We start from the raw sequence: 24,424 nt of genomic DNA, 5'->3' as shown, positions 1-24,424 counted from the left end.
GCCCCATGACTTCAGACGAGCTCGCCGATATATTCCTTTCAGGTGATGATTACTATGCCTTGCGAAAAGTCCGGTACTATTTGAAGACACATACAAGGAAGGAACTCTTTCAAGAATTGCTCACGCCTGCCATGTACCGGATTGGACAATTATGGCAAGAAAATGTCATCAGTGTGGCTGATGAACATTTGGCGACTGCAATTTGCGATTTTGTTATTTCTGCAACCGATAACCGAAGCCAGGCGGAAAAAGAGGCAGCCGGTAAAGTGATGATTATGGGGTTTGAAGGCGAAGACCATTATCTTGGGTTAAAGATGGTGGCGTGTGTTTTCCGTGAACATGGCTGGGTTGTCTACGACATGGGTCCTAATTTGCCGCTTGTACATGCTATGGATGCCGCGGAACAACTTAAACCTGATGTTATCGGATTGTCCGCTGCCCTCGTGTCCCGCCTGCCTCTAGTCAAAAGTTATATGGATGCCTTTGGGATACTCGATCCAAAGCCGGCTGTCCTCATAGGGGGCCGTGCTGTCACATTGGCTGATTTATCGGACGCTAAAGCAGAAGGCGCTGTCGTGCTGGAAAGTCTGGAAACACTTCAGAACTGGATTCGGTCTAGGAAGGAGCGGAACCATGAAACAAGCGCATCACTTTGAAGATTGGCCATTGCCGATTTTCCAATTAGATCGGGAGCTCACTATCCTAGCAAGTTCCAAACTAGCAAGCAGCCTTTTCAAGGAATCGGCTGTTTTCACCGGCCTTCTAGAAGAAGGAAGCCGTCAGAAAGCCGTGGAATTCTTGAATCCGGCACGTTCTTTCCAACCTATTGAATTGACTTTTTTATCGCCATTGGACGAACCAACGGTGATGGATGTCCATACCAAATGGGAAAGTGATGGAATCGCAAATGTCATTGCAGTACCGAAAGACCGCCATTATAATCGGGTGTTTGACCAATTGACACACTTGAGAAAACGTTTGAACGAGACGAATTACGATCTGCTGCTTGAAAAAGAACGGGCTGACGAATTGCTCCAAAATGTCAGGGAATTATCGGCACCCTGCATTAAACTGGATCAGAAACGGCTTCTCATTCCTTTATTCGGCTTGATTGATCAACAAAAAATGGAAACTGTCAGGCCTCGTATTTTAGAGAATGTCTATCGCCAAGATGGCCAAATTGTAATTTTTGATTTGACCGCTATGGACGATATTGATAATGAGGGTTTAACCCAATTGAATGCTTTGATCCAATCGTTATCGATAATGGGTATTACTATTTCCATTACGGGCATCCATCCGAGACATGCAAAACGCCTGCATGAATTGAATGCCGTAATCTATGCTACATTTGCGGTTTCTTTGCAAGATGTATTGTTGAATGAACATTAAAAAAAGCTGGACCGCCTAAACAGGTGGCCCAGCTTTTTTTATGATTTTGTTAATTACTTAGAAGTGCTGAACAAATCAGCAGTTTTTAATGCCATACGGACAGATTTTCTATTTAACGTGCCTTTATACTTTTTAATCAATTTATCTTTTTCCGCCAGCTTATTTTTCAGTTCTTTTTGTGACTTTGCAGCTTTCTCTTCTTCTAATGGATAAAGAGTTTCCCAACGTTCTACTGCTTCCGCTAAGCTGATGCCGCTGATTGTTTTGATTGGCTCCAACAGTTCAATCTTGGATAATTTCTCATCCATTGGAACGATCGATGGCGTTAAAGTGTTTTTATAAATATGATCGATATCGTTCTTGTTTAAGAAATCGATAAAGTGATCGAAATTTTTCCCTTGGCGTTTGGTCGGAGCTTGGAAATCGACCGTTTCCACCAAATCACTCAATCGAGTCTGATCTGTGATATCGTGAGCCATAACATGTGTCAATTGATGGTATTCAGCCAACTCGCGCATACGGGCATCTTTCGGAATCAGGATGCTTGGTGTTCCTGCAATTGTAGCAGTGATATTACCATGCAAGCGGGCCCCAAAGCTCAAATCAGCAGTGCGAAGGAAATCCAACCATGTCGGAACATTCAAGAAGTAACGAACTCTATCGTTCATATATGTCGGGTCTGACATTTTAACTGGATAATTTGAGCTCGATGGTGCAATAGCCGGAGCTCCAGCATAAACCAATTTCATTTCTTTCATCCATTGTGGAATGAAATAATGATTCGGGTATTCTTCCATGCCTCTTGTAATGAAATCCAATACATTTTTTGGAGACAACCGTGATGAGTTGACGCTTACAATGGAATCTTTTGTGATATTGGTTTCGCGAATGTTCAACTCCCTGCCAAAAGCGTACATTGAAGGACATCCAATAACCGTATGGTCAATCCCTTCACGGAAGCCAAGGCGTGTTAAATATTTAGAAGTGATTTCGCCTCGTAAGCCAATGATGCTTGATTTTTCTAGCACAGCTTTGACAAATTCTTTTACGTCTTCATCAAAAGAGAAGCCTTCATTCAACTTCGGCTCGAACGGTGCACGTAAGCCTACACCGATAACAAAGACCGGAATCTTAAGCTTTTTGATCAATTTTGTATATTTACGAAGTGACGGTACAAACTCTTCACGGAAAGCATCCGCCAATGGAATAACGTAAGCATCGTATTTTTCATTGATTTCATCTGCATACTTTGGATCGTAATCATAGTAATCTGGAGTGATAGTCGTATTTTCAGTCATCAATGTACGGTATACACTATATTGATAGACCAAGTTGCCGACATTGCCTCCGATTGAGTTGTTCATCATGATGTGTGGTGCATCAAATTTTTCGAACGGAGTCATGCCCGCTCTCATTAAAATATTTTTCATTTTAAAAAGTTTGCCCCTTTCGATTATATGTCAATTTATATAAATTGAACTTTTGGATTTAATTCACAATACTAAAACACTTGCATTCACTATACATTGATCTTCAAAAAAATTGACGGGCTGAATCCGCCATTAAAGACCTTTTAGGTTACCTTATAAACAAAAAGATTTGTTATTAAATACACATACTAAAATAGCATAGAGAAAAAAGTGTTCAAAGTCAATTTTTCTTGTTAAATTCTAACAAGTTTCTCGTAAAACAATAGACATTTTTTTATTTACAAAAAGTTTCCCCTTTGTTTTCTGCAAAAATCAAATAACGGCTAAGTTTTATCCTTTTCTTTTCCTTAAGACTATTTGATTTGAAACAACTAAAAAAACATAACTTCATCATTAAAAAATAGAAAAGCCCGATTTATACAAATGCCTTTTCTATATTAGATTTGATCTACTCGTGAAGAATTTCAGAACTGAAGTTAGCTTCATCACATAAGACACGAAAGAACTCAGTCCTCAAAGGGACGAGTTCTTTTTTTCTTTAAATTTACCGCAAATTGAAGATGCTGGCGGTTTTAGTGGCAATATTGGCCGCTCTTTTTTTCAGCGCCTGTTGGTAATCTGAAACCGTTCTCTCTTTTGGAGTTTTGCTCAGTTTTTTATATTTTTCTTCTAGCGGATAAAACGTTTCCAAGCGCCTGACAATTTCTTCCGTAGTGACACCAGTGATTGGTGAAACCGGTTCTTGAAGACGGATTTTCGCTATCTTTTCTTCTAATGGTACGATGGCAGGATAAAGAGTTTCTTTGTAGATATGATCAAGGCCATTCTTATTCAAAAAGTCGATATAGTGATCAAAATTTTTGCCATGAGGTTTGACCGGCTGTTGAAAATCAGCTTTTTTTACCAAGTCGCTCAACTTTGTTTTAGCAGTGATTTTATCAGCCATTACATGGGTCAATTGATGGTACTCAGCCAGTTCGCGCATACGTGCATCCTTCGGTATTAGAATACTCGGCGTACCGGCGATAGTGGCGGTGATATTGCCATGCAGCCTCGCACCGAAACTCAAATCCGCTTTCTGTAAGAAATCAAGCCAAGTCGGAACGTTTAAGAAATAACGTACTCGGTTATCCATGTACGTAGGATCTGACATCTTCACCGGATAATTAGTACTCGATTTAGCGATAGATGGCGTACCTGTATAGGTCAATTTCAACTCTTTTAGCCATTGCGGAATAAAATAATGGTTCGGGTACTCTTCCATGCTTCTTGTGATAAAGTCCAAGACATTTTTAGGAGAATGCCTCGAGGAATTTACGCTGATTAAAGAATCTTTCGTAATCACGGTATCTCGAATATGCAGATCTCTTCCAAAAGCATACATAGAAGGGCATCCGATGACAGTGTGGTCCGTACCTTCTCGAAAACCTAGTTTTGTCAAGTATTCCGACGTAATTTCTCCGCGCAGTCCAATGATACTCGATTTTTCTAACACCGCTTTCACAAAAGCTTTAACATCTTCATCAAATGGAAAGCCCTCATTAAGCTTAGGTTCAAACGGGGCCCGCAAACCTACACCGATTACTATTACAGGAATTTTTAGCTTTTTGATCAGTTTTGTGTACTTACGTAAAGAGGGGACAAATTGTTCACGAAACGCATCAGCTAACGGAATAACAAAATAATCGTATTTTTCATTGATCTCATCAGCATATTTTGGATCAAAATCATAATAATCAGGTGTTATTGTTGTATCTTTTGTCATTAAGGTTCGGAAAACGCTGTATTGATAAACCAGATTGCCGACATTGCCGCCGATTGAATTGTTGACGATCATATGTGATGCATCAAATGTATCCAGCGGCGACATACCCGCTCTTATTAAAATATTGGTCATTGTACCCTTTCCTTCCCGTCTTCAAATTAAAAAATGTATAGAATATACAGAATACATGTATAAATCAAGGTTAATTAATTGTGATGACAAAGTCAATGTAACACTTCCCCTTTTAATAATACTTTTACATTTACTGTATAAGGCAACTAACACATCCACCTTTCGGATAAAGCAATACCTTTACATACTTCACAAAAAATAAAGCACTAAGTGAAATTTCACTCAGTGCTTTCCATCCGATCATGAAAGTGCCTTCACATTCAAGGAGAAATTGTTGTCCCCCTTTGTGATATAGGGCTTTATAGAAAACTTCTGTTTGCCGCTTCTGAACTTGAAGTTTTTATCGACTATTTCGGGTTTCTTAAGCCGATTTGATCCAATTCGTTTAGTGAAAACAACATCTTTCGTTTTCGATACAACCGAAATATCCCAGACGCCTTCGTCCGTTAGATCAAAGACAAGATCCTTCAAATGAACTCTAAACTGGAAATCTGATTTGGCTTTTTTATCAAAACTGATTTCAGCAAACTCTCTCTTTGCTTTTGTTTGTCTATTAATGAAAATCAAACAATGCTCTGATTCAAAGTTCGTCAACAAGCTGTTATAGAATTCACCGCTAATATATAACATGTCTTCGATAACGTATGCATCGATCAATATACATTCAGCAATATTATGGGCATTTACCGTCACCATTTCATGCAGCTCATATTCTTTATTCGATACGTTTATTTCCGCTATGATATGCCCATTCTCAACCGCTTTAACATGGCCCGCATTCACATTTTTCTTGAATTCTTCAATTAAAATAATTTTTTCAAAGTTATTTTCCCGGATACACTGTAAGCGGTCTTTGAATTCAATATTTACATAAGCATCTGCTGATTTTTCAATTTTCTCATTTATAAACTTGCTAAAGTAATACATCCATTCTCTTTTTTCTTGTTCCGTTAAATGATTCAGTTCATAGAACCTTGAATTTCTTCCATGGCGTAAAAAGCGGTTGAGGAATGCCCCCTTCACTTTCACCTTATATACTTCGTTTTTGATGGCACCATTTTCAATTCCATCGATAACTCGGCCGATAACCTTAAAATACTCTTCTGGAGGGACAACACTGGCCGATAGATGGCCTTCCTCCCTATTTGTCAAGTAGTAGTAATCATAGTCTGATAAGATGGAAATCCGATTGCTTAAACAATAACATTCCATAACAAATACTTGGTCTTCTGCCGTTTTGGCTTCTGTCATAAATTTAAGATTGTTGTTTTTAATCAAAGATGTCCGGAATAATTTCTGTGGAGATAGAGTATACACAAGATTATTCCGGATAATATCCGCATCAGCAACATTGCCTTTGAACATAGAGACAGGAACACCACGCCCGTTTACTCCCTTATACTTCCCAAAGGCTATATCTGAATCGTGCTCACAAGCAAAGTTATAGAGCCGTTCCAATGCCTCCAAACCTAGATAATCATCCGAATCCAAGAAAAAGATATAAGCGCCTTGTGCAGCTTCTATGGCATCATTGCGAGGTGCGCTTGCGCCCCCGGAATTTTTTTCACGATCAATGACTACCATATTCGAATGAGCTTTTTCATATTCCAGCAAAACTGCTAAACTATCATCTTTGGATTTATCATTTACACATATGATTTCAAAGTCTTCGCTTGGCATTGTTTGGTTTACTACTGAATCTAGGCACTCTCTCAAATACTTTTCAGCATTATATACAGGTATGGCAACAGTAACCTTAATCTCATGTTTCATAGCAGTCCCCTTTTCTATGAACTAACTAAATATTCTTATTATTAAGAATAAAAGTATAATTACTTATAATATATATAAAGTTATATAAAATGTCTATTAAAAAAGTAAATTTTACCTATTATATTGAAAAATAAAATAATTAATGACATTATTTTTACTGATCTACCTTTTGCTTTATAGGAAAATATTTTCACTAGCAAACCCCTAAACTTTATCTATTCAAAGTTTAGGGGTCATTTACAACCAATATTCTTTTTATATTCTTTGGGCTCTTCCAGCGCTTTTCTAGGCGCTTTCATTTTAACAGCACGATTAATGATGATTTCTTTTCCTACCTAATTCCACAAAAAATTTAAGATATTTCATATTTGGAAGAACCAGGGCTATCCATCCCGCCTCGAAAACCTTTAGCCATCATTAACTTGTAAGTATTGAAGCGGCAATTACAATTAGCGCTCCAGCAAACCCTGGTTTTACCGCCGTCAAAAAACAATCCCGAATGCGAGCATCGTCATGGCGGAAACAGAATTCCATAACATACGGTCTTTCGCTTTCAAATAATTTTAAATATATATGGATTCTTTTTTTAATAAAAATTTCCCATCTTTTATCTCTTTGAAGACACCCAATCTTTCATCTTTGACTAATATGAATAACTTTTTTCTAGATAGCGCTAATTTCCATATACTATCCTACGATCAGTTAATCTTCTATAAAAACCTGGCTATACATGCTGTCCTTCTACTTAAGCTTGATTTTCTGATATTAAAAAACGGAAAAGCTGCAAGTGAGAATCCACTTGCAGCTTTTTTAAAGTCAGGACAACAAATGAAATTGCAGCCATACCAAAATATAACTAAAATGCATATGCTAAAAACATAAGTTTAGAATGTAATAAATTTACTCCACAAAATTCATTTCGCTTTCACCCTAAGAAATTCCTCTAACGTTTTCCCGCTCGCTTTCACTTTAGCAGCAAGCTCAGATCCGAGATAGCGGTAATGCCAAGGCTCGTATTGATACCCGGTTACACCTTCTTTACCCTTTGGATAGCGAAGGACAAATCCATACTTATGGGCGTTGGCAGCAAGCCATTTCCCTTCTTTTGTTTTGCCGAACGATTCTTTAAGCCAATGGGACTGATCAGAGCCGCCGAAGTCAAAGGCGAGCCCTGTCTGGTGTTCGCTATGGCCCGGACGCGCACTGAATTTATCCGCCTCCATTTCTCCATACTGTGAAGCATAATTGGTATAAAGCGCCGCTTGACGTGAGTAGCTGCGGAAAGCGCTGAAAGGAGTCAAAGAAATTCCTTGCCGCTTCGCAGCAGCAACTAATGCATCCGCGCCTTTTTGTGCTCTTGCACTGACCCCTGGGTTATAGCTGGACGGAATCCCGTAATCCTTATTAACAAGCAATACTCCATTGACATAAGTTCCTGGTGTTTTTTTAGATGGAGCCGGAAAGCTTACTGGTTTGCCGGAAGAAAATTTTTTCAAGTATGCAGAGCTGACAAAACCAGTATGTTTGCCCGCTTTCACCTTGTACCAAGTTCCAGTTTTGTTAATATAGCTAACGATTGTCCCTTTCGGAAGGACGGTTAAGATTCGAGTTGATACGGAAGCCCCAGAGCGCATATTGACGTTTCCAGTTGCCGCAAATTTTACTGCAGACGGTGTTGCCAAGACTTTTACCGTTTTGCTTTTGCCCTTATTTTTTGCCGCATCCACCGCATAGACTTTTATGCTGGTGCCAATTTTTTGTTTCAAAATGTCTATTGAGAATCGACCATTTCGTGCCTCGGCTTCTCCTAGTTTTTTGTTTCCAGAGAATGCGTAAACTTTCGCTTTTGATTCCGCTTTTCCCGTAATGAACAGAGCGGTATCAGATACTGCATCGACAACCGGCATAGCAGGCGGAATCGTATCCGCACCTGCCAAAGTCTGTCCACCTGCCAATTGAACCGTTAATAGCAGGCCAAACAATAAGGCAGCCATCCATTTTCTGTTTTTCATCTTTCCCACTCCTCCAGTTTGAAACTGATCTATCCTAAAGGAAAAGAATAACACAGGAAATCTTAAAATCATCATATGTAACAAGAACTTAATATCCTATCTAATTCATGAATTTCAAAAAGGCAAATCTTTTGTGTGGTCCTGATGCGCCAACTTTTCCTGCTCTTCCAAAAATTCGCTGAAATGGTCCCACATGCGATATTTGTATCCAGGGGCATCGTGCGGCTCCATAGTTTCTGTGGAAGCGAACAACTCCGCCATGAATTTGCCGAATGCATCCGGCCTTGCTTCATGGTCCCATACTGTTGTGAAGTTTTTGCTGTAAGCCACGCGATTGAAGTTGCCGAAAATATGCGTTAATGTTCCGACTAAAGAGCGAACTTTCGCGACATCCGGTGTTTCCCTAAAATGGTTGTGGCTATAGACGGTGCCGTTCCCGTCCAGCAGGCGCACGCTAAAAGCACTTTCATATTCCTCCAGCACCAATACTAGCTCCTCTTTGCCGCCCATGTCCCCACTCACTTTCTTTACTCGTCGTAACAGCTTCGCTGTCCAAATACTTTTGTTCAAATGGTTGAATTCGCTGCTTCCCAGAAAACTCCTCTTTTCAAGATTTTTTTTGCGTTTAACTCTGAAAAAAGGTTGAATTCGATGCCTTTTCCATTGAATTCTAGCTGGACTTTACAACTTCGATTCAAACAGGCCCAGCTTAGGCGGGAAAATTCACCTTTTCTTGATATTTCCATTCAATCTGCTGAAGTTACCCTAACTTCTTCTCCTTTTTCATGGTTTTCAATTGCCCGCCCACCTCTACCGGATGGGTCGCTTCATACAATAAGCTATCCAGTTCTCCGGAATATGCGGAAATTTGAGCATTTGACCACCCAAACACATTCGCCATATGCGCGATTACTGCATCTTTCTGTGCGTATACCCAATCGATTTCAAATAATACAGCGCCTGTACGGCGTACAAAAAAGTCGGCAGGCTTGCATGCCGCTTCATTTTCGATGGCATAGCGGAGCATTGCGTACACTAGCGGATCGAGCCCGGCTTCTTTTGCCGCTTCTTTTGCCGCCGCATAAAAGTGCAGGACATGGTCTATGTTCGCTCCGTAACGGCCTGTCAGCATACTAGCCGCCGCTTTATTCAAGCCGAGGGCAAGGGCTTGTTTTTCCCGGTCTGCTCGGAACTTCCGGAAACCTTTTGATCCTCCGACTTCCCCTCCGGAAATTGGCATATTCTTCGTCGAGCTTTCAGGAACTTTGCGCCCTTCCTCATTCGTCAGCTGCTCCGCCACTAAATCAGTGATGTTTTCACCCATTTTGCGGTAGCCGGTCAATTTCCCGCCAGCAATGGATATCAGCCCGGAATCCGATACGAAAATTTCGTCTTTCCGGGAAATTTCAGATGGATCCTTGCCTTCTTCGTGAATAAGCGGGCGGAGTCCTGCCCAGCTCGATTCAATATCTTGTTCCGCAATCCGCACTTCCGGGAACATGAAATCGATCGCTCCTAAGACATAGTCACGGTCTTCTTTCGTAATTGTCGGATGGGCGATGTCTTGTTTGTACACTGTATCCGTTGTACCGACATAAACCTTATTGGCGCGCGGGATGGCAAAAGCCATGCGGCCATCCGGCATGTCAAAGTAAATCGCCTGCTTCAGCGGGAATCGCTTGCCATCGAATACCAAATGGATGCCTTTTGTCAGCTGCAGCGTTTTCCCTTGTTTTGAATGGTCCTTGTCGCGAAGTGTATCGACCCACGGCCCTGCCGCATTGACAATTTTTTTGGCGTAAATTTCATGGATCGAGCCGTCGATCTGGTCTTCTGCACGGATGCCTGCAACATTTCCGCCGTCATATATGAATTCACGCACTTTAGCATAATTCAGTGCAAGCGCCCCTTTTTCCACTGCCTTTTTCATTACCTCAATTGTCAGTCGTGCATCATCAGTTTTATACTCGACGTAATAACCGGCGCCTTTGATGCCCTCTTTTTTCAGCAGAGGCTCCCTTTTTAACGCTTCTTCTTTATTCAGCATTTTCCGGCGTTCTTCTCGCTTTACGCCCGCTAAAAAGTCATAAACGCGAAGCCCGATGTTCGTGCTGAACGGTCCGAATGTGCCTCCTTTATAGAAAGGCAGCAGCATCCATTCCGGCGTCGTGACATGCGGCCCGTTTTCATAGACAATTTCGCGTTCTTTTCCGACTTCGGCCACAATTTTCACTTCGAACTGCTTCAAGTATCGAAGGCCGCCATGTATAAGCTTTGTCGAGCGGCTGCTTGTCCCCGCCGCAAAATCCTGCATTTCAATGACAGCCGTGTGCATTCCGCGCGTGGCTGCATCAAGTGCAATACCAGCCCCTGTTATTCCGCCGCCGACCACCAACAAATCAAGCTGCTTTTCCTTCATCTGTCCATAGGTTTCTTTGCGTTTCAAACTGGAAAATTTCATCATTCAACCTCTCCCTTGTTGTTTTTTTACAAACCAAAAGAGACCAAGGCACAGTTGCAGAATTTCTCTGCTAAACTGGCTTGGTCTCTCGAATTCTCCGGCCATCAAATATTGACTTTTAAGTTTATAGATTGGGTTTTGCTTTTTTAAAGCTTCTTGTTGATTGTACCGCACGCTGCCAGCCTTCGTAAAGCTCTTCGCTCGCTTCAGTTTCCATTTGGCGGTTGAACGTTTTTTCGACTTTCCATTGCTGGGCAATTTCTTCTTTGTCTTTCCAGAAGCCGACTGCAAGCCCTGCTAAATATGCGGCCCCAAGCGCTGTAGTTTCCTGGACGCTTGGGCGCTCCACCGGAACATCCAAAATATCGCTTTGGAACTGCATAAGCAGGTTGTTCGCTACCACACCGCCATCAACACGCAGCGTCTTCAATTCGATTCCTGCATCTTCGATCATCACATCGACGACATCTTTCGTTTGGTAAGCGAGCGATTCAAGCGTCGCCCGGACGAAATGCGCTTTTGTCGTCCCGCGCGTCAGCCCGAATACTGCGCCTCTTGCATCGGTATCCCAGTACGGCGTGCCAAGACCGACAAACGCCGGCACCATGTAAACTCCTTCCGTTGAATCGACAGAAGCGGCGTAGGCTTCGCTCTCGGATGCACTGCCGATGATCTGTAGACCGTCGCGCAGCCATTGGATGGCAGACCCAGCCACAAAAATACTGCCTTCAAGCGCATATTCCACTTTGCCATCGACTCCCCAAGCAAGCGTCGTCAGCAAGCCATGTTCAGACTGGACGCTTTGTTCGCCAGTGTTCATCAACATAAAACAGCCTGTGCCGTACGTGTTTTTCGCCATGCCTTTCTCAAAGCAGGCTTGGCCGAAAAGTGCAGCTTGCTGATCGCCCGCAATGCCGGAAATCGGCACTTCATGGCCGAAGAAATGATAATTGATTGTATGGGCATAGATTTCCGATGACTGTTTCACTTCCGGCAGCATGCTTTTCGGCACGGTCAAAATTTCGAGCAATTCATCATCCCATGCCAAATCATAAATATTGTACATCAATGTCCGGGAGGCGTTGCTGTAATCGGTGATATGTTTTTGGCCGCCTGACAATTTATAGACGAGCCAGGAATCGATGGTTCCAAACATCAAATCGCCGTTGTCCGCTTTTTCGCGCACGCCTTCGACGTTGTCCAGAATCCACTTCACTTTCGTGCCTGAAAAATAAGCATCGATCAGCAACCCGGTCTTGCTCCTGAACGTTGCTTCGTGCCCTTGCTCTTTCAATTCCCTGCAAATATCATCCGTTTGGCGCGATTGCCAAACGATGGCTTTATACACCGGCTTGCCGGTTGTCCGATCCCAAACGACCGCCGTTTCCCGCTGATTCGTGATGCCGATTCCGGCAATCTCATCGGGATCCACATCGGCTTTCCGAAGCACATCCGCGATACAAGCAAGAACCGATGTCCAAATTTCATTCGCGTCATGCTCCACCCAGCCCGGATGCGGGAAAAACTGCTGGAATTCCCGCTGCGCCGTCTCCACAATTTCCCCTCCGTGATTGAACAACATAGCGCGTGAACTTGTTGTCCCTTGGTCGATAGATAAAATGTATTTTTTGCTCACTTGGCTTCCTCCTGATCCATTGTGTACTGGTTTATCTCTTCTTCATTTCATATTTCCCTATCCAAATAATACCTATTGGAGAGGAAAGTGAAACAGCCTCTAGGAAATACCGCGTAATGAAAAAACAGCCCCATCAATTCTGCAGAGCACTTTATTCTCTTGCTTTCGTTTTCGGCCCCTTTGCTGAAATCAATAAAAACCCACGCTGAATGGCACGCTCCTCTTCTTTAGAGCGATCATCGCAGTGTGGGCCTCCTTTTCTCCGGCACAGTTCTTAACTTGTAAAACCAATTTAACATGCGCATGAAAACGCTGTCAACCAGGAGTTTCATTCTATAAAATCCACAACTCCGGCTGTGATGTCGAAATAGCCACAGCTCCACCGTCATAAGCAAGCTGTACGTCTTCTTTTGTCCGGATCAAGCCGCCAGCGATGACCGGAATGCCCGTCTTTTCATATACTTCTTCAATGACGCCCGGGATGATGCCCGGCAGAATCTCAATATAATCCGGCTTCACCTGGTTGATCAAATTGATGTTGTGCTCAAGTGCTTGGCTGTCGAGCAGGAACAAACGCTGAATCGTCAAAAGCCGGTTTTTCTTCGCAAGTGCAATAACATTGCTGCGTGTCGAAACAATGCCATTTGGTTTGATCTCCCGCACCAAAAATTCAAAACCATATGCATCAGTCTTCAAGCCTTGGATCAAATCAACATGCAAGATAACTTTCTTTTTTGCTTTTTTAGCGGCTTTGACGAATCCTTTCAACTGAGCCAACCGAATCTCCAGAAAGATAATATAGTCGTGCTCGCTGTCCAGCAGCCGTTCAAATTCTTTCATATTGCGCAATACCGGCAAAACACCTCTTAACTCAGCCACAGTTCTCCTCCTTTGTGTTCCTTGAAACTCCCTTGAAAGCATCCATCAACCCCAGCATTCCAGGAATGTTTGGCGTTTCTTTTACATTTTACCTTTGTTTGTCTATTTAGAAAAATATAGATATTATTCAATTTCCTCAAAAGCAAGCGATAGAAAAAACGGCTTTCAACATCTTTTAAAACAACTGTATCCGGACTAGGGTTTAAAAATGTTTGCAAATGTACATTGTATTTTTCATTTGACATACTCATAACCACTTTTCTAAAAGAACCGAAAAATTCCTTATAATTCAAGAATAGGATGCTTTAAGAAAAGAGAAAACGTATAGAGGTATCCTATATAATAACAATTTATAATTAGTTACTTATAAATTGTTATTATTTTTCCAGCAAAATTAAGTGAAAACCTCCAAAAAACACAATAAGATTTTCTTATTTCTCAAAAATAAATCCGGTCTCTTTTTTAGAGACCGGAAAAGATTTGATTTTTACTGATGGCATTGCTATTAAATTATTTTTTTCCTGATTGTTAAAAATATTGCAATGCCAACTGCCGCTCCCGCGCTATCAATCAAAACATCCGTCATAGCCGGTCCTCTGCCCGGGACAAAAAACTGATGGAGTTCATCTGAACTTGCAAAGGCAGCACTTATTGAAAGAGCATAAATAGTGGATTTACAGGTGGAAACAAAGCTCTGCTTCAATGCGTTTATCATTAATATACCGAGCACCAAATATATTGTGAAGTGGGCATTTTTCCTGACAATATGATGCAGCGTATCTATATGCTCCTTCACTTCAGGCATTACTTTTTCTGCAGCTGTTAAGATGACTTCCACTATTCCAGAACTTAGTTCACTTGAATCGGTTGCCGGCTGACTCGATAAAAAGAAAATTAAAGCCATCCAGGAAACAGCAGCAGCCCACGATAGTGTTTTACGTTTAGACATAAGCATATTCCTTATTCTTTCTACATTTAACGGTAATAACAATTGTTTGAATCCCCTTTAACAGCTTTGAACGTAAATCTATTATATCAAATACAAGCTCAAATTAATCAAGTAAGAAGCCATGTTCGACATCGCCAAATACGCTTCTTATAAGAAATGCCAATCCAAATTCCATTACTTTGCTTTGTTAGACGCTGCAATGGTTTTTACTGGAAGAAAAAGGCATACAGAAACCCGCCGCTGAAATCAGCTGCGGGTTTCTATTATGATTATGAGTTGAACAATCGGCCCCGTTTGACTGTCCGAATCCAGAAACCGCCATGGATGGTCTTTGAATCGTTCGCTACCACAAAGGCTTGGGGTTCTAACTCTTTGATCGTCTGATACAATTTCAATTCATGTTTTTTCGGCGTCAAGATTTGGAGAGAACGGCGTTTTCCTTCATGTCCATTCGTTTCCCAATCTGTTACGCCATAACCTTTTTCTCTCAGCTGCTTTGATAAGCGGTCTGAATTTTGCGGGGAAACAACAGTAGCTGTCACATATCCCAATGTCAGTTTATCTTCTATCACCGATCCAACAATGATTCCTGCCCCAAATCCTGCGGCATACGAAATCAGGTTCTGGATTTCAGAAATGTTCTCAAGCACCAGACCTAATCCCAGAATGTTAATGATAACTTCCAGCACCGATAAAGCCGCAGCAAAATACCGGTAGCCTTTCATCATCAGAATCATCCGTACAGTCGATAATGTTACGTAAACTATACTGATCATAAAAATGATTACAACTAATAGAATTGGATTCAAGCCCAAAATTGATAACCTTCTTCCTTTTGTATATTTTCTCTTGCTGATTTTTCGATTTTTCCCTCTTAAAAGAACATGTAAACGTGTGTATTCCTTTTTTTGCGTTCTTTAAACCCTTGCAACAGTCTTTACAAGTCCTTTTAGATGAAGTGTAGCCTTTTGAGCTAATTAGCAGCTCCACTCAAAATGGTCTTTCATACCGATAAAAATTACTAAACTATTTTATTTCTTTTCCGTCTGTTTATAGGATTAAACATTTTCACTATTACTTCCATATTATCTCGCCTAGTAAAATAAAAACACAGCCCACTATATAAAAAAGCTGGCTGTGTCGCTATCTAAAAAATTCTATTCTTAATTTTTTAAGAAAAGATAACTGAGCATGGTAACTATTGCTCTATATTCTTTTAATCCACATATGATTTCCGTTGTCGAATCAAGTAATGATTCAACTCTTGGAACAACTCTGTGTACGTATCTTGGTCGATATCGAACTCCACACCATACTCATTTTCTCCATTATTTTCACCTTTTCTGACAATAATGCCATCCACTAAGAACGAACTGTTCAAAAACTTGAATCGGCATTCTAAGTTCGTCTTCAATGGCATACTAAAAGAAGAAAGAAACTTTAATCCTTTTGCGCTTAAATCATGGATTTTCACAATTAAAAATTCATGTTCGGGAATTAAAATTTCTCCTTCTAAAGCATTATTAAAATTTACCCGAAAAAATTCCCGACGGTTCTGACTCACTCAAATTCCCCCTACATCCCAATAAGGCTTTTTTATACTTCTTCTAACGTGCCTTTCCGTTTTCGAATCTGATAGTAATTCAATTGCCTAAATAATTCAGTGAAAGTAGCTGGTTCTATGTTAAGCATCACTCCATAGTTAATGCTTTTGCGCTCTTTAGTCTTTCTGACAATGGAACCTTTCACTTCAAATGAGCTGTCCAATATTGAAAAATTGCATATCAGTTTTTTATGCAAGGGGAAGTCGATATCAGAAACAAAACGCAGTCCTTTAACGCTAACATCATGAATTTCGATCTGAAACGGGTCTTTTTCACTAATACGAAGTTCGCCTTCTATCGGCTTGTTGAATCGTACTCTAAAGAATTCCCGTTGATTGGTATCCATTTCTCTTCCCCCCCATTTGGTTTGCGCTGGAGTTACATATACAAATTAATGAGCAGCCCTTTAATTTCCCCTATCAATTCAAGCAATTCAATGCCTTCTTTTTCATTAGCCAAGACTTCGTCCTGAAGCTCAAGAAGTTTTCTATCTATCACTTCTAACAATTGATGGGTCTTCATGCCGCCTGTATGAAAACTTTGTTTTTCGGATAGTTGCAAGCCAGAGTTAAGTGCTTCCGTCAAAAACTGCTTGACCAGTTTCTTATAATCCCTCAAATTTTCAAGTGTTTTTTGTTTCGCTAACTTCTCCCCATGTATATCTATCCGGGAAATCAACTGACTCAAAGCGTTATGCTGCATTTTAACCTGGGATTTCCGAATGACGTTTGCAAATGAATCAGCTGTCTTGCTTTCTACCGTATTTTTTTGTATCCGATCATTCGGGATGGGTACTGGTCTGTCAATACGCAAAAGGCGCACCTCATTTTAATTTTGATAACTTTTCTTCCTATTGAATAGGTTGACTGCAAGTTCCACTTTTCCCTGTTCCAGCTTTAGAACTTTGGCAATCTGCATTACCGAAAATCCTTGTTTGTATAACTGGGAAATTTTTTCCTGCTCCTGCATTGAAGGATCATTTCCTTCATCTTCTTTTTGCACATGCAACGATTCAAAAACGGGTGCCGCTACTGAAACGCCGCCTAACTTTTCTTCCAGTCCTCGTATTTTCTCATCAATATCGCTTTCTTTCACTTTAATATAATCCACCAGCTTTTGATAGAGCTCGTCGTTCTCTTTTTCCAATCTATCAACAAATTCTTCCATGCTTTGGCTAATTGCTTCGGACTCTTCAATCATCTGCTGACGCTGTTGCCTGATTTCCGAAATCCCTAAAAATGATTTTACGTTGATAAAAATTGCCAGTATAAGCAAAACTGTGACTAACAGCCATTCCATAAGAATCACCCGTGCCTTTTTCTAATCCTAATTCAGGATATACTATGTTCATTCACCGCCTGCAATGAGGCGTTCAACCTTAGCATCGCTTTTGAATGCAGCTGCGAGACCCGTGATACACTAACGCTTAAAACCTCAGCTATTTCAGTCAGTTTCAGCTCTTCATAATAACAAAGAGATACCACAAGCTTTTCTTTTTCAGGCAGGCCTTTGATCGCTTGCGCCAGCGCTGCCTTCATGGCTTGTTCCGTTAAATGCTTTTCTGGCGAAGCAGCCTTAGTGTCTTCTATCATATGGTATTTTCCTGCCGGTTCATTGTCGTCATGAGAATTTTCATCAATTGATATCATCGCTGACAACGCGGCATCGGAAACGGTTTTGTTCAACTCTGCTTTTGTGATGCCAAGATATGCGCTGACTTCTTCGTCAGTCACGGAAGCATTGTTTTGTTGTTCAAGAACCACATACGCTTTTTCGATTTTCTTCACTTTGTCGCGGACCGACCGAGGCAGCCAGTCGCTATGCCGAAGCCCATCAATAATCGCGCCTTTTATGCGCCAAGTTGCGTAAGTTTCAAATTTCAAATCCCGTTGGATGTTGAATTTATCAAGCGCATCGAGCAAGCCTTCGTACGCTAAGCTTCGTATATCGTTTTTGTCCACTGATTTAGGAAGACTGATCATGAAGCGCTCAATCAAAAAATCGACCAAGGGCAAATAACGGTGGACCAAATAATCTCCCGCAACAGGGTCTCGATCCTGTTGCCAGCTTTCCCAGTAACTTTTTTCATGTGCCAACAATTTGCTGTTCAATCCCTTTTCCACCACCAATCGTTAAATATGCACAGTCGTTACTTAAAAAGCATTTTCAATAAAAATCCTTTGAGCCCCAACTTATAAGGCAATGGAATTTCAAGGTATTCACTGGCCAGCTTTTGGATTGCCTTAGACGCATGAGTTCTTGGATATGCCAGCAAAAATGGAGTTTGTTTTTTTACTGCCGCGGGAATGTTGGCATCGCTTGGAATGTAACCTAATGTCTCAACTTGTTTTCCCAAAAACTGCTCCGTCACTTTTTTGAAGTTTTCCGCAGTCTGGATTCCTTCTTTTTCGTTCGTGCATTGATTGACGACCAGCTTCATGTGGACGTTCCGATTTTTCGCATGGACCATCTTTACAACAGAATAGGCATCGGTAATTGATGTCGGTTCTGGCGTTGTTACTAAAATCACGTCATCAGCTGCCAGTATGAAACGCAAATTTTCATATGACAGCCCGGCGCCCGTATCCAGAATAATATAATCCACCATATCTTGAATTTGGCTGAGTTCTTTGAAGAATTTGTTCAATTTTGACTCGTCCATTTGGAACAGATCATTAAATCCAGTCCCCCCTGAGATAAACAACAGGCCATTCGGCCCTTCTTCGATGATGTCCCAAATTGCCAAGTCTTTCTCAAGCATTGTGGCAATGGATTCTTCAGGTGAGCGTCCCAGCAATACATCAATATTGGCAAAACCTAAATCCACATCAAAAATCAATACTTTTTTGTTTTGTTCGACTAAACCTAGTGCAAAATTCAACGCGAAATTTGATTTTCCCACTCCGCCTTTACCGCTTGTGACCGCCAATATGCGAGTTTGCCTTCGCTCTTTTTTCGCCTTTTTCTGCATGACTTTATCTCTTAGCTGTTTTGCTTGATCAACCATTCTCATCTTCCCCTAATACGAAGTTTGCGATCAATTCAGGAGTTACTGTTAAAATATCGTCTGGAACGTTTTGTCCGTTGGCGATGTGGTGTATCGGAATCGAATAATGATAAATCAAATTCAAAATGGCTCCCGCTGAACTTGTTTCATCTTTTTTTGTCAAAAGCAGCTGGTCCATTTGTATAGTTTGAAAATTATCTATGATTTTTCTCATATCCTCGTATTTAGAAGTAAGGCTTAACACTAAATTGATCTGAATTTTGTTTTTATCCGGAAGCATCGCTTCCAAATCATCAATATACTGCTTCTGTTGGTAGTTGCGTCCGGCTGTGTCCATCAAAATAATGTCGCACCCATCAAGTTCGTCAATTGCTTTGAGAACATCGGCTGACGATTCAGCAACTTGAACCGGAATGTTCAAAATGCTGGCATATGTTTTCAACTGCTCCACTGCCGCGATTCGGTATGTATCCGAAGTGATCAATCCAACTTTTTTATCTGCCCGCAGCATGAGGTCTGCCGCTATTTTCGCAATTGTTGTGGTCTTTCCAACCCCTGTTGGGCCAATAAAGCAAATGATATCCGGATCTTTGTCGACCAGCTTTTTTTGGTGTTTCTTTACTAGTGCCATGATTTCATTGCGTGCAAGGCCTTTTAAGCCTTTCTCAGCAAGATCTGGCTGCCGATCCAGTGCAAGCATTAATTTAGCGTAAAGTTCCGATTGGATTTCCGGTGCGATTTCTTGCTGGGTTAAACGGCGGTTGAGCGGTTTTAATGTTTCAGGCAAGCGATTCTCTCCTATTACTTGCATCATGACATGCTTGATGTTCTTCAGTTCATTCATCATGTCCACATTTGGCTCTTCTTTACTATGCTTTCCTGCTTTTTCGGCCAGTCCAGCTTCCTCTGCCGGTTTTTGTTTCTTCAAAGGCGGAATTTCCGATTTTCTTTCTTTCGCCTGTTTTTTCTGCTCCAACTGTTTGGTCTCGACAGCCGCGATCACTTCCAATTTTTCTTTTTTAAAAAAACCGAGAAAACCGCCTGTCTTGATTTTTTTCGTATTCAAGATCAAGGCATCAGATCCAAGATCACGCTTAATCATAGGAATCGCTTCAGTCATATTTTGGACAATATAAGTTTTTAATCTCATTACGTACTAACCACCCCGCCAATATTAACCACCCCGACGCTTTGAATCTCAACTTCCGGCTCCAATTCATTGTAAGACAGCACCGGAAGATCTGGTGCAAAGCGCTCGATAAACTGCCGCATATACATGCGAATAGCTGGCGACGTCAACAGGATCGGCTGAATGCCGGTTTGCTGAAGCTGCGCGGCCTGCTCGGAAATGCGCTGGAATATTTGTTGCGACGATTCCGGATCAATCGACAAGTAACTGCCTTGTTCTGTCCGGTTCACGGAATCCGCAATTTTTTTCTCAAGACTTGCCCCCGCGGTAATCACTTGCAACGGCTCTTTCGCTGTCGCGTATTGCAGCGTAATCTGCCTTGACAGCGCCTGGCGTACATATTCCGTTAGAACATCCGGATCTTTCGTATGGACTGAATAATCGGCCAAAGTTTCTAAAATCACTAGCATATTCCGAATGGAAACCTTTTCCTTCAACAACTTCATCAGCACTTTTTGCACTTCACCGATAGCCATCATATTCGGAATCAATTCTTCAACAACTGCTGGAGAATTTTCCCGGATATTTTCAATTAGGGCTTTCACTTCTTGTCGTCCGATCAGTTCATGTGCATGGCGCTTGATGACTTCCGTCAAGTGAGTCGAAACAACTGATGGCGGGTCTACGATGGCATAACCTGACATTTCCGCTTCTTCCTTCATTTCTTCATTGACCCAAAGAGCGGGCATGCCGAATGCCGGTTCCACGGTCTCAATGCCTTCAATCGTTTCATCATCGAATCCAGGGCTCATTGCCAAATAATGATCCAACAAGATTTCTCCTGAAGCAACACGGTTGCCTTTTATTTTGATTACATACTCATTTGGCTGTAGTTGGATATTATCGCGAATCCGGATAACTGGAACGACGATACCCAGTTCAATGGCGCATTGCCGTCGGATCATAATGACCCGGTCCAGCAAGTCTCCGCCTTGGTTTTTGTCGGCAATCGGGATTAATCCATAGCCGAATTCAAACTCGATAGCGTCTACGTGCAATAGATCAATGACGCTTTCCGGACTTTTCATTTCTTCCAGCTCTTTTCCTTCTATCGAAACCTCTTTGTCTTCTTTTTCTTCCGCTTTCAAGTTCTGTTGCATCTTGAATCCGCCAAATGCGACAATGCCGGCAACCGGCAAAACCAAGAACGGGCTCAGAGGCGTAAAAACTGCGAATAGCGTCAGGGTTCCAGCAACAATATAAAGCAGTTTTGGATGGGCAAAGAGTTGTCTTGTAATATCCGATCCCAAGTTTCCTTCGGATGCCGCGCGCGTGACCACAATTCCTGCAGCTGTTGAAATCAACAGCGCCGGAATCTGGCTTACTAAGCCATCGCCGATCGACATTAACGTAAAGAGCTGCCCTGCTTCTGCAAAGGACATGCCGTGGACAACCATACCGATGATCAAACCACCAATGATATTAATAAGGACGATAATGATTCCGGCTATCGCATCCCCTTTGACGAATTTGCTGGCGCCATCCATGGCACCGTAGAAGTCTGCTTCCTGGCCAACTTTCTCCCGGCGTTTTTTCGCCTCTTGATCGGAAATCATGCCTGCCCCGAGATCGGCGTCAATGCTCATCTGTTTCCCTGGCATTGAGTCGAGTGTAAAGCGCGCCGCTACTTCAGCAACACGTTCAGACCCTTTTGTAATGACCAAAAACTGAATAATGACCAAAATCAAGAAGACAAGAATTCCGATAACCGGGCTGCCGCCGACTACGAACTGGCCGAATGTCTCAACAACTTCGCCGCCAGTCCGGTTTGATAAGATTGACCGGGTCGTCGATACATTCAATCCTAATCTGAACAAAGTAGTGAGCAATAACAGTGTTGGAAAAATCGAGAATTCCAATGCCTCTTTCGTATTCATCGCAACGAGAATAATCGTCAAGGAAATACTGAGGTTGATCATAATCAATACATCCAGCAATAATGGCGGAAGCGGAATGACCATCATTACGACAATCATGATGACGGATACTAAGATAACAAAATCTTTGGCTTTCATTAATTTCCTCCTGCGACGGCTCTATTTGATCTTGCCTTTTAATCGATAAATATATGCTAAAACCTCGGCCACCGCCAAAAACAAGTCTTCGGGAACTGTATCCCCTACCTCTACTTGAGCATAAAGTGCGCGGGCGAGCGGTTTGTTTTCCATAATTACAATGCCATGTTCCTTTGCTTTTTCCTTGATTTTCAACGCCAGATGATCTTTTCCCATCGCAATGACCGTGGGAGCTTCCATGGTTTCCGCATCGTATTTGATGGCGACTGCGTAGTGCGTTGGGTTGGTGATCAGGACGTCCGCGTTGGGCAAGTCCTGAATCATGCGGTTCATGCTCATCTGCCGCTGCTGCTCTCTAATTTTCGACTTGATCAGCGGATCGCCTTCCGCTTTCTTTATTTCATCGCGAATGTCTTGTTTAGACATCCGGATTCCTTTTTCAAATTCAAACTTTTGATATAAATAATCCAAAACCGCTAAAACCATTAAGATACTCGCTGCAACCAGAACAAGCTGAGCAGTCAGTCCCCCTAGGAATGATAAGGAATAGCCAAGGCTTTTTTGAGACAAAAGAAACAATTCATCTTTTTGAGACCACAAAACCAGAAAAGCCGCTGTACCGATAATGACGATTTTCAGCAAAGATTTTAGCAGTTCCACTAGCGCACGGACAGCGAATATTTTCTTTGCGCCTTGAATAGGATTTAGCCGTTCCAGTTTCGCCATCAAAGGCTCTGTGGTAAACATTACGCCTACTTGGACATAATTTCCAAGAGCCCCTAATACAACAGCGGCTATCATCATTGGTGCCACGATTTTCACGGCACTGAATGTCATTTGCTCGAACAGCGTACGGACACTGCCAGGCGTCAATTCCCAGGAAATGTATTGGGTATAATTGATGCGGTATACGGCTAAGATATGGTCGAGCATCCATCCGCCTGAAATGCTAAGCAGCATGATGCCTCCCAGCAAAATCAAGGCGGCAGGAATTTCTGCACTTTTTGCGACTTGTCCCTTCCTTTTCGACTCCTGGCGTTTTTGCGGCGTTGCTTTTTCGGTTTTTTCACCCGAGAAAAACTGCAAATCCAAGTGGAGCGGATATCTTTTTTTCACCTATGCCCCTCCTAATAAGCTGATCAGTTCGGCCATGCTTTCAATAAGTCTTTCAAACAAGACTTGTACCAAGAAAAAGAAAATCGGCATGGAAACCAATAACAGGATAAATCCGACAAAAATTTTCAACGGAAGCCCTACAGCAAAAATGTTGAGTTGAGGCACGGTTTTAGCCAAGATGCCAAGTGCAATATCGACCAAAAACAAAGCTCCGACAATCGGCAGGGCAATTTGCAAAGCGATTAAAAACATTTCAATAAACAGCTGCATGATAAACTGGGCGACATCCTCTATGCCAACTGCAAAAGCGATGGTTTCCACCGGAAACACTTGGATGCTATGCATGATACCGTCCAGCATCAAATGATGGCCATTGACCGTCAACAAAAACAGCGTTGCTAGCATGTATTTGAAATGGCCGATAATTGGCACCTGGCTGCCCGTCTGCGGATCCATGACACTCGCAATGGAGAAGCCCATTTGGAAATCGATGAATGCCCCCGCAATTTGAATGGTGTACAACACCAAGGCGGCGGTAAATCCAAGTGATAATCCGATTGCCAGTTCTTTGAGAATCAGCAAAATATAAAAAGTGTCTAAACTAATCGGCTCTTCTGCCGATATAGTAGTAAAGGCGATAAATGCGATAAAAACGCCAAGGCCGATCTTAAACTGGCTTGGCACGCCCTTTATCGAAAAAATCGGTGCCATGATAAAAAAACTGGTAAACCGGACAAAAATCAGCAATACATATGGCAAAGTTCCAAGAATCGTATCCATCATCCGGCCACTATCCAATTAGCTGCGGAAGCTGTTGGAACAAATTTCTCGTGTAATCCAAAAGAATAGTCAACATCCATGGGCCAAAGATGATGATGGATAAAAATACAGCTAAGATTTTCGGTACAAACGCCAAAGTTTGTTCCTGAATTTGTGTCATGGCTTGGAAAATACTGACCAGCAACCCTACTCCTAAGGCGATTAGAAGCATAGGTGCGGAAAGAATCAGGATTGTATAGATAGATTGTTCAGCCAGTTTCAAAACCGTATCTGGAGTCATCTTG

Annotated in this window: 24 protein-coding genes; 2 read left to right on the top strand and 22 right to left on the bottom strand. The window is 41.9% G+C overall.

Features of this window, described 5'->3' with window-relative positions:
* The first annotated feature begins 5 nt into the window (after positions 1 to 5).
* Both FQV30_RS04950 and FQV30_RS04945 read left to right on the top strand, forming a co-directional pair.
* Positions 6 to 656 (top strand): cobalamin B12-binding domain-containing protein, encoded by a 651-nt coding sequence (locus FQV30_RS04950; RefSeq protein ID WP_146499005.1) that lies wholly within the window; start codon positions 6 to 8, stop codon positions 654 to 656.
* Complete coding sequence (locus tag FQV30_RS04945) at positions 634 to 1,392, top strand: STAS domain-containing protein (protein ID WP_146499004.1); 759 nt, start codon at positions 634 to 636, stop codon at positions 1,390 to 1,392. The genes FQV30_RS04950 and FQV30_RS04945 overlap by 23 nt, the downstream gene beginning before the upstream one ends.
* A 53-nt stretch (positions 1,393 to 1,445) precedes the next feature.
* On the opposite strand, the gene FQV30_RS04940 is transcribed toward FQV30_RS04945, so the two are convergent.
* From FQV30_RS04940 to fliQ, 22 genes are all read right to left on the bottom strand, one after another.
* Positions 1,446 to 2,822, bottom strand: a complete 1,377-nt coding sequence (locus tag FQV30_RS04940; protein ID WP_146499003.1) for a polysaccharide pyruvyl transferase family protein — start codon at positions 2,820 to 2,822, stop codon at positions 1,446 to 1,448.
* Between the two features lie 544 nt (positions 2,823 to 3,366).
* Positions 3,367 to 4,719, bottom strand: coding sequence for a polysaccharide pyruvyl transferase family protein (locus FQV30_RS04935; protein ID WP_146499002.1), 1,353 nt, complete (start codon positions 4,717 to 4,719; stop codon positions 3,367 to 3,369).
* A 240-nt stretch (positions 4,720 to 4,959) separates the two neighbouring features.
* Positions 4,960 to 6,492 (bottom strand): glycosyltransferase, encoded by a 1,533-nt coding sequence (locus FQV30_RS04930; RefSeq protein ID WP_146499001.1) that lies wholly within the window; start codon positions 6,490 to 6,492, stop codon positions 4,960 to 4,962.
* 914 nt (positions 6,493 to 7,406) lie between these two features.
* Entirely contained in the window at positions 7,407 to 8,504 is a 1,098-nt protein-coding gene (locus FQV30_RS04925) for a D-alanyl-D-alanine carboxypeptidase family protein (protein WP_186725527.1), read from the bottom strand.
* Between the two features lie 114 nt (positions 8,505 to 8,618).
* Positions 8,619 to 9,026, bottom strand: coding sequence for a hypothetical protein (locus tag FQV30_RS04920; RefSeq protein WP_186725526.1), 408 nt, complete (start codon positions 9,024 to 9,026; stop codon positions 8,619 to 8,621).
* A gap of 238 nt (positions 9,027 to 9,264) precedes the next feature.
* Positions 9,265 to 10,965 carry a glycerol-3-phosphate dehydrogenase/oxidase gene (locus tag FQV30_RS04915; RefSeq protein WP_146499577.1) on the bottom strand — a complete coding sequence of 567 codons (1,701 nt, stop codon included), beginning with the start codon at positions 10,963 to 10,965 and terminating at the stop codon, positions 9,265 to 9,267.
* 124 nt (positions 10,966 to 11,089) lie between these two features.
* Positions 11,090 to 12,601 carry a glycerol kinase GlpK gene (glpK, locus tag FQV30_RS04910; RefSeq protein WP_146498999.1) on the bottom strand — a complete coding sequence of 504 codons (1,512 nt, stop codon included), beginning with the start codon at positions 12,599 to 12,601 and terminating at the stop codon, positions 11,090 to 11,092.
* A 333-nt stretch (positions 12,602 to 12,934) separates the two neighbouring features.
* Entirely contained in the window at positions 12,935 to 13,480 is a 546-nt protein-coding gene (locus FQV30_RS04905) for a glycerol-3-phosphate responsive antiterminator (protein ID WP_146498998.1), read from the bottom strand.
* A complete protein-coding gene (locus FQV30_RS04900; RefSeq protein ID WP_146498997.1) occupies positions 13,468 to 13,725 on the bottom strand; it encodes a hypothetical protein in 258 nt (85 codons plus the stop codon). The genes FQV30_RS04905 and FQV30_RS04900 overlap by 13 nt, the downstream gene beginning before the upstream one ends.
* Before the next feature lie 260 nt (positions 13,726 to 13,985).
* Positions 13,986 to 14,429, bottom strand: coding sequence for a VanZ family protein (locus FQV30_RS04895; protein WP_255473313.1), 444 nt, complete (start codon positions 14,427 to 14,429; stop codon positions 13,986 to 13,988).
* 269 nt (positions 14,430 to 14,698) lie between these two features.
* Positions 14,699 to 15,244: a DUF2179 domain-containing protein gene (locus FQV30_RS04890; protein ID WP_146498996.1), complete on the bottom strand. Its 546-nt coding sequence runs from the start codon at positions 15,242 to 15,244 to the stop codon at positions 14,699 to 14,701.
* A 401-nt stretch (positions 15,245 to 15,645) separates the two neighbouring features.
* On the bottom strand, positions 15,646 to 15,993 hold the full coding sequence (locus FQV30_RS04885; protein WP_146498995.1) for a PilZ domain-containing protein: 348 nt from the start codon (positions 15,991 to 15,993) through the stop codon (positions 15,646 to 15,648).
* Positions 15,994 to 16,025: 32 nt separating this feature from the next.
* Positions 16,026 to 16,379 (bottom strand): PilZ domain-containing protein, encoded by a 354-nt coding sequence (locus FQV30_RS04880; RefSeq protein ID WP_146498994.1) that lies wholly within the window; start codon positions 16,377 to 16,379, stop codon positions 16,026 to 16,028.
* 32 nt (positions 16,380 to 16,411) lie between these two features.
* Complete coding sequence (locus FQV30_RS04875) at positions 16,412 to 16,855, bottom strand: YaaR family protein (protein WP_255473312.1); 444 nt, start codon at positions 16,853 to 16,855, stop codon at positions 16,412 to 16,414.
* 6 nt (positions 16,856 to 16,861) lie between these two features.
* The gene (locus tag FQV30_RS04870; RefSeq protein WP_255473311.1) at positions 16,862 to 17,332 is read right to left on the bottom strand and encodes a DUF6115 domain-containing protein; all 471 of its coding nucleotides are present in this window, start codon (positions 17,330 to 17,332) and stop codon (positions 16,862 to 16,864) included.
* A gap of 32 nt (positions 17,333 to 17,364) precedes the next feature.
* Positions 17,365 to 18,144 (bottom strand): FliA/WhiG family RNA polymerase sigma factor, encoded by a 780-nt coding sequence (locus FQV30_RS04865; protein WP_146498991.1) that lies wholly within the window; start codon positions 18,142 to 18,144, stop codon positions 17,365 to 17,367.
* Between the two features lie 38 nt (positions 18,145 to 18,182).
* On the bottom strand, positions 18,183 to 19,040 hold the full coding sequence (locus tag FQV30_RS04860; protein WP_146498990.1) for a MinD/ParA family protein: 858 nt from the start codon (positions 19,038 to 19,040) through the stop codon (positions 18,183 to 18,185).
* Entirely contained in the window at positions 19,033 to 20,190 is a 1,158-nt protein-coding gene (gene flhF, locus FQV30_RS04855; protein WP_146498989.1) for a flagellar biosynthesis GTPase FlhF, read from the bottom strand. Before flhF ends, FQV30_RS04860 begins: the two co-directional genes overlap by 8 nt.
* A complete protein-coding gene (gene flhA, locus FQV30_RS04850; protein WP_146498988.1) occupies positions 20,190 to 22,244 on the bottom strand; it encodes a flagellar biosynthesis protein FlhA in 2,055 nt (684 codons plus the stop codon). Before flhA ends, flhF begins: the two co-directional genes overlap by 1 nt.
* A gap of 21 nt (positions 22,245 to 22,265) precedes the next feature.
* A complete protein-coding gene (gene flhB, locus FQV30_RS04845; RefSeq protein ID WP_146498987.1) occupies positions 22,266 to 23,360 on the bottom strand; it encodes a flagellar biosynthesis protein FlhB in 1,095 nt (364 codons plus the stop codon).
* Entirely contained in the window at positions 23,361 to 24,140 is a 780-nt protein-coding gene (gene fliR / locus FQV30_RS04840; protein WP_146499575.1) for a flagellar biosynthetic protein FliR, read from the bottom strand. It abuts the gene before it with no gap.
* Positions 24,141 to 24,150: 10 nt separating this feature from the next.
* Entirely contained in the window at positions 24,151 to 24,420 is a 270-nt protein-coding gene (fliQ, locus tag FQV30_RS04835; RefSeq protein ID WP_146498986.1) for a flagellar biosynthesis protein FliQ, read from the bottom strand.
* Between the last annotated feature and the right edge of the window lie 4 nt (positions 24,421 to 24,424).

Origin of the sequence: Planomicrobium sp. CPCC 101110 (genome assembly GCF_007859395.1) — a bacterium.
Lineage (GTDB): Bacteria > Bacillota > Bacilli > Bacillales_A > Planococcaceae > Planococcus.
Note: the sequence above shows the minus strand (reverse complement) of the source record. Positions and strands in the feature narration are given on the sequence as shown.

Excerpts from the sequence above, each read along its gene's own strand:
- FQV30_RS04950 (WP_146499005.1), top strand. The coding sequence starts at position 6 with ATGACTTCAGACGAGCTCGCCGATATATTCCTTTCAGGTGATGATTAC.
- FQV30_RS04945 (WP_146499004.1), top strand. The coding sequence starts at position 634 with ATGAAACAAGCGCATCACTTTGAAGATTGGCCATTGCCGATTTTCCAA.
- FQV30_RS04940 (WP_146499003.1), bottom strand. The coding sequence starts at position 2,822 with ATGAAAAATATTTTAATGAGAGCGGGCATGACTCCGTTCGAAAAATTT.
- FQV30_RS04935 (WP_146499002.1), bottom strand. The coding sequence starts at position 4,719 with ATGACCAATATTTTAATAAGAGCGGGTATGTCGCCGCTGGATACATTT.
- FQV30_RS04930 (WP_146499001.1), bottom strand. The coding sequence starts at position 6,492 with ATGAAACATGAGATTAAGGTTACTGTTGCCATACCTGTATATAATGCT.
- FQV30_RS04925 (WP_186725527.1), bottom strand. The coding sequence starts at position 8,504 with ATGAAAAACAGAAAATGGATGGCTGCCTTATTGTTTGGCCTGCTATTA.
- FQV30_RS04915 (WP_146499577.1), bottom strand. The coding sequence starts at position 10,965 with ATGAAATTTTCCAGTTTGAAACGCAAAGAAACCTATGGACAGATGAAG.
- FQV30_RS04900 (WP_146498997.1), bottom strand. The coding sequence starts at position 13,725 with ATGTCAAATGAAAAATACAATGTACATTTGCAAACATTTTTAAACCCT.
- FQV30_RS04895 (WP_255473313.1), bottom strand. The coding sequence starts at position 14,429 with ATGTCTAAACGTAAAACACTATCGTGGGCTGCTGCTGTTTCCTGGATG.
- FQV30_RS04880 (WP_146498994.1), bottom strand. The coding sequence starts at position 16,379 with ATGGATACCAATCAACGGGAATTCTTTAGAGTACGATTCAACAAGCCG.
- FQV30_RS04870 (WP_255473311.1), bottom strand. The coding sequence starts at position 17,332 with ATGGAATGGCTGTTAGTCACAGTTTTGCTTATACTGGCAATTTTTATC.
- FQV30_RS04860 (WP_146498990.1), bottom strand. The coding sequence starts at position 19,040 with ATGGTTGATCAAGCAAAACAGCTAAGAGATAAAGTCATGCAGAAAAAG.
- flhF (WP_146498989.1), bottom strand. The coding sequence starts at position 20,190 with ATGAGATTAAAAACTTATATTGTCCAAAATATGACTGAAGCGATTCCT.
- flhA (WP_146498988.1), bottom strand. The coding sequence starts at position 22,244 with ATGAAAGCCAAAGATTTTGTTATCTTAGTATCCGTCATCATGATTGTC.
- fliR (WP_146499575.1), bottom strand. The coding sequence starts at position 24,140 with ATGGATACGATTCTTGGAACTTTGCCATATGTATTGCTGATTTTTGTC.
- fliQ (WP_146498986.1), bottom strand. The coding sequence starts at position 24,420 with ATGACTCCAGATACGGTTTTGAAACTGGCTGAACAATCTATCTATACA.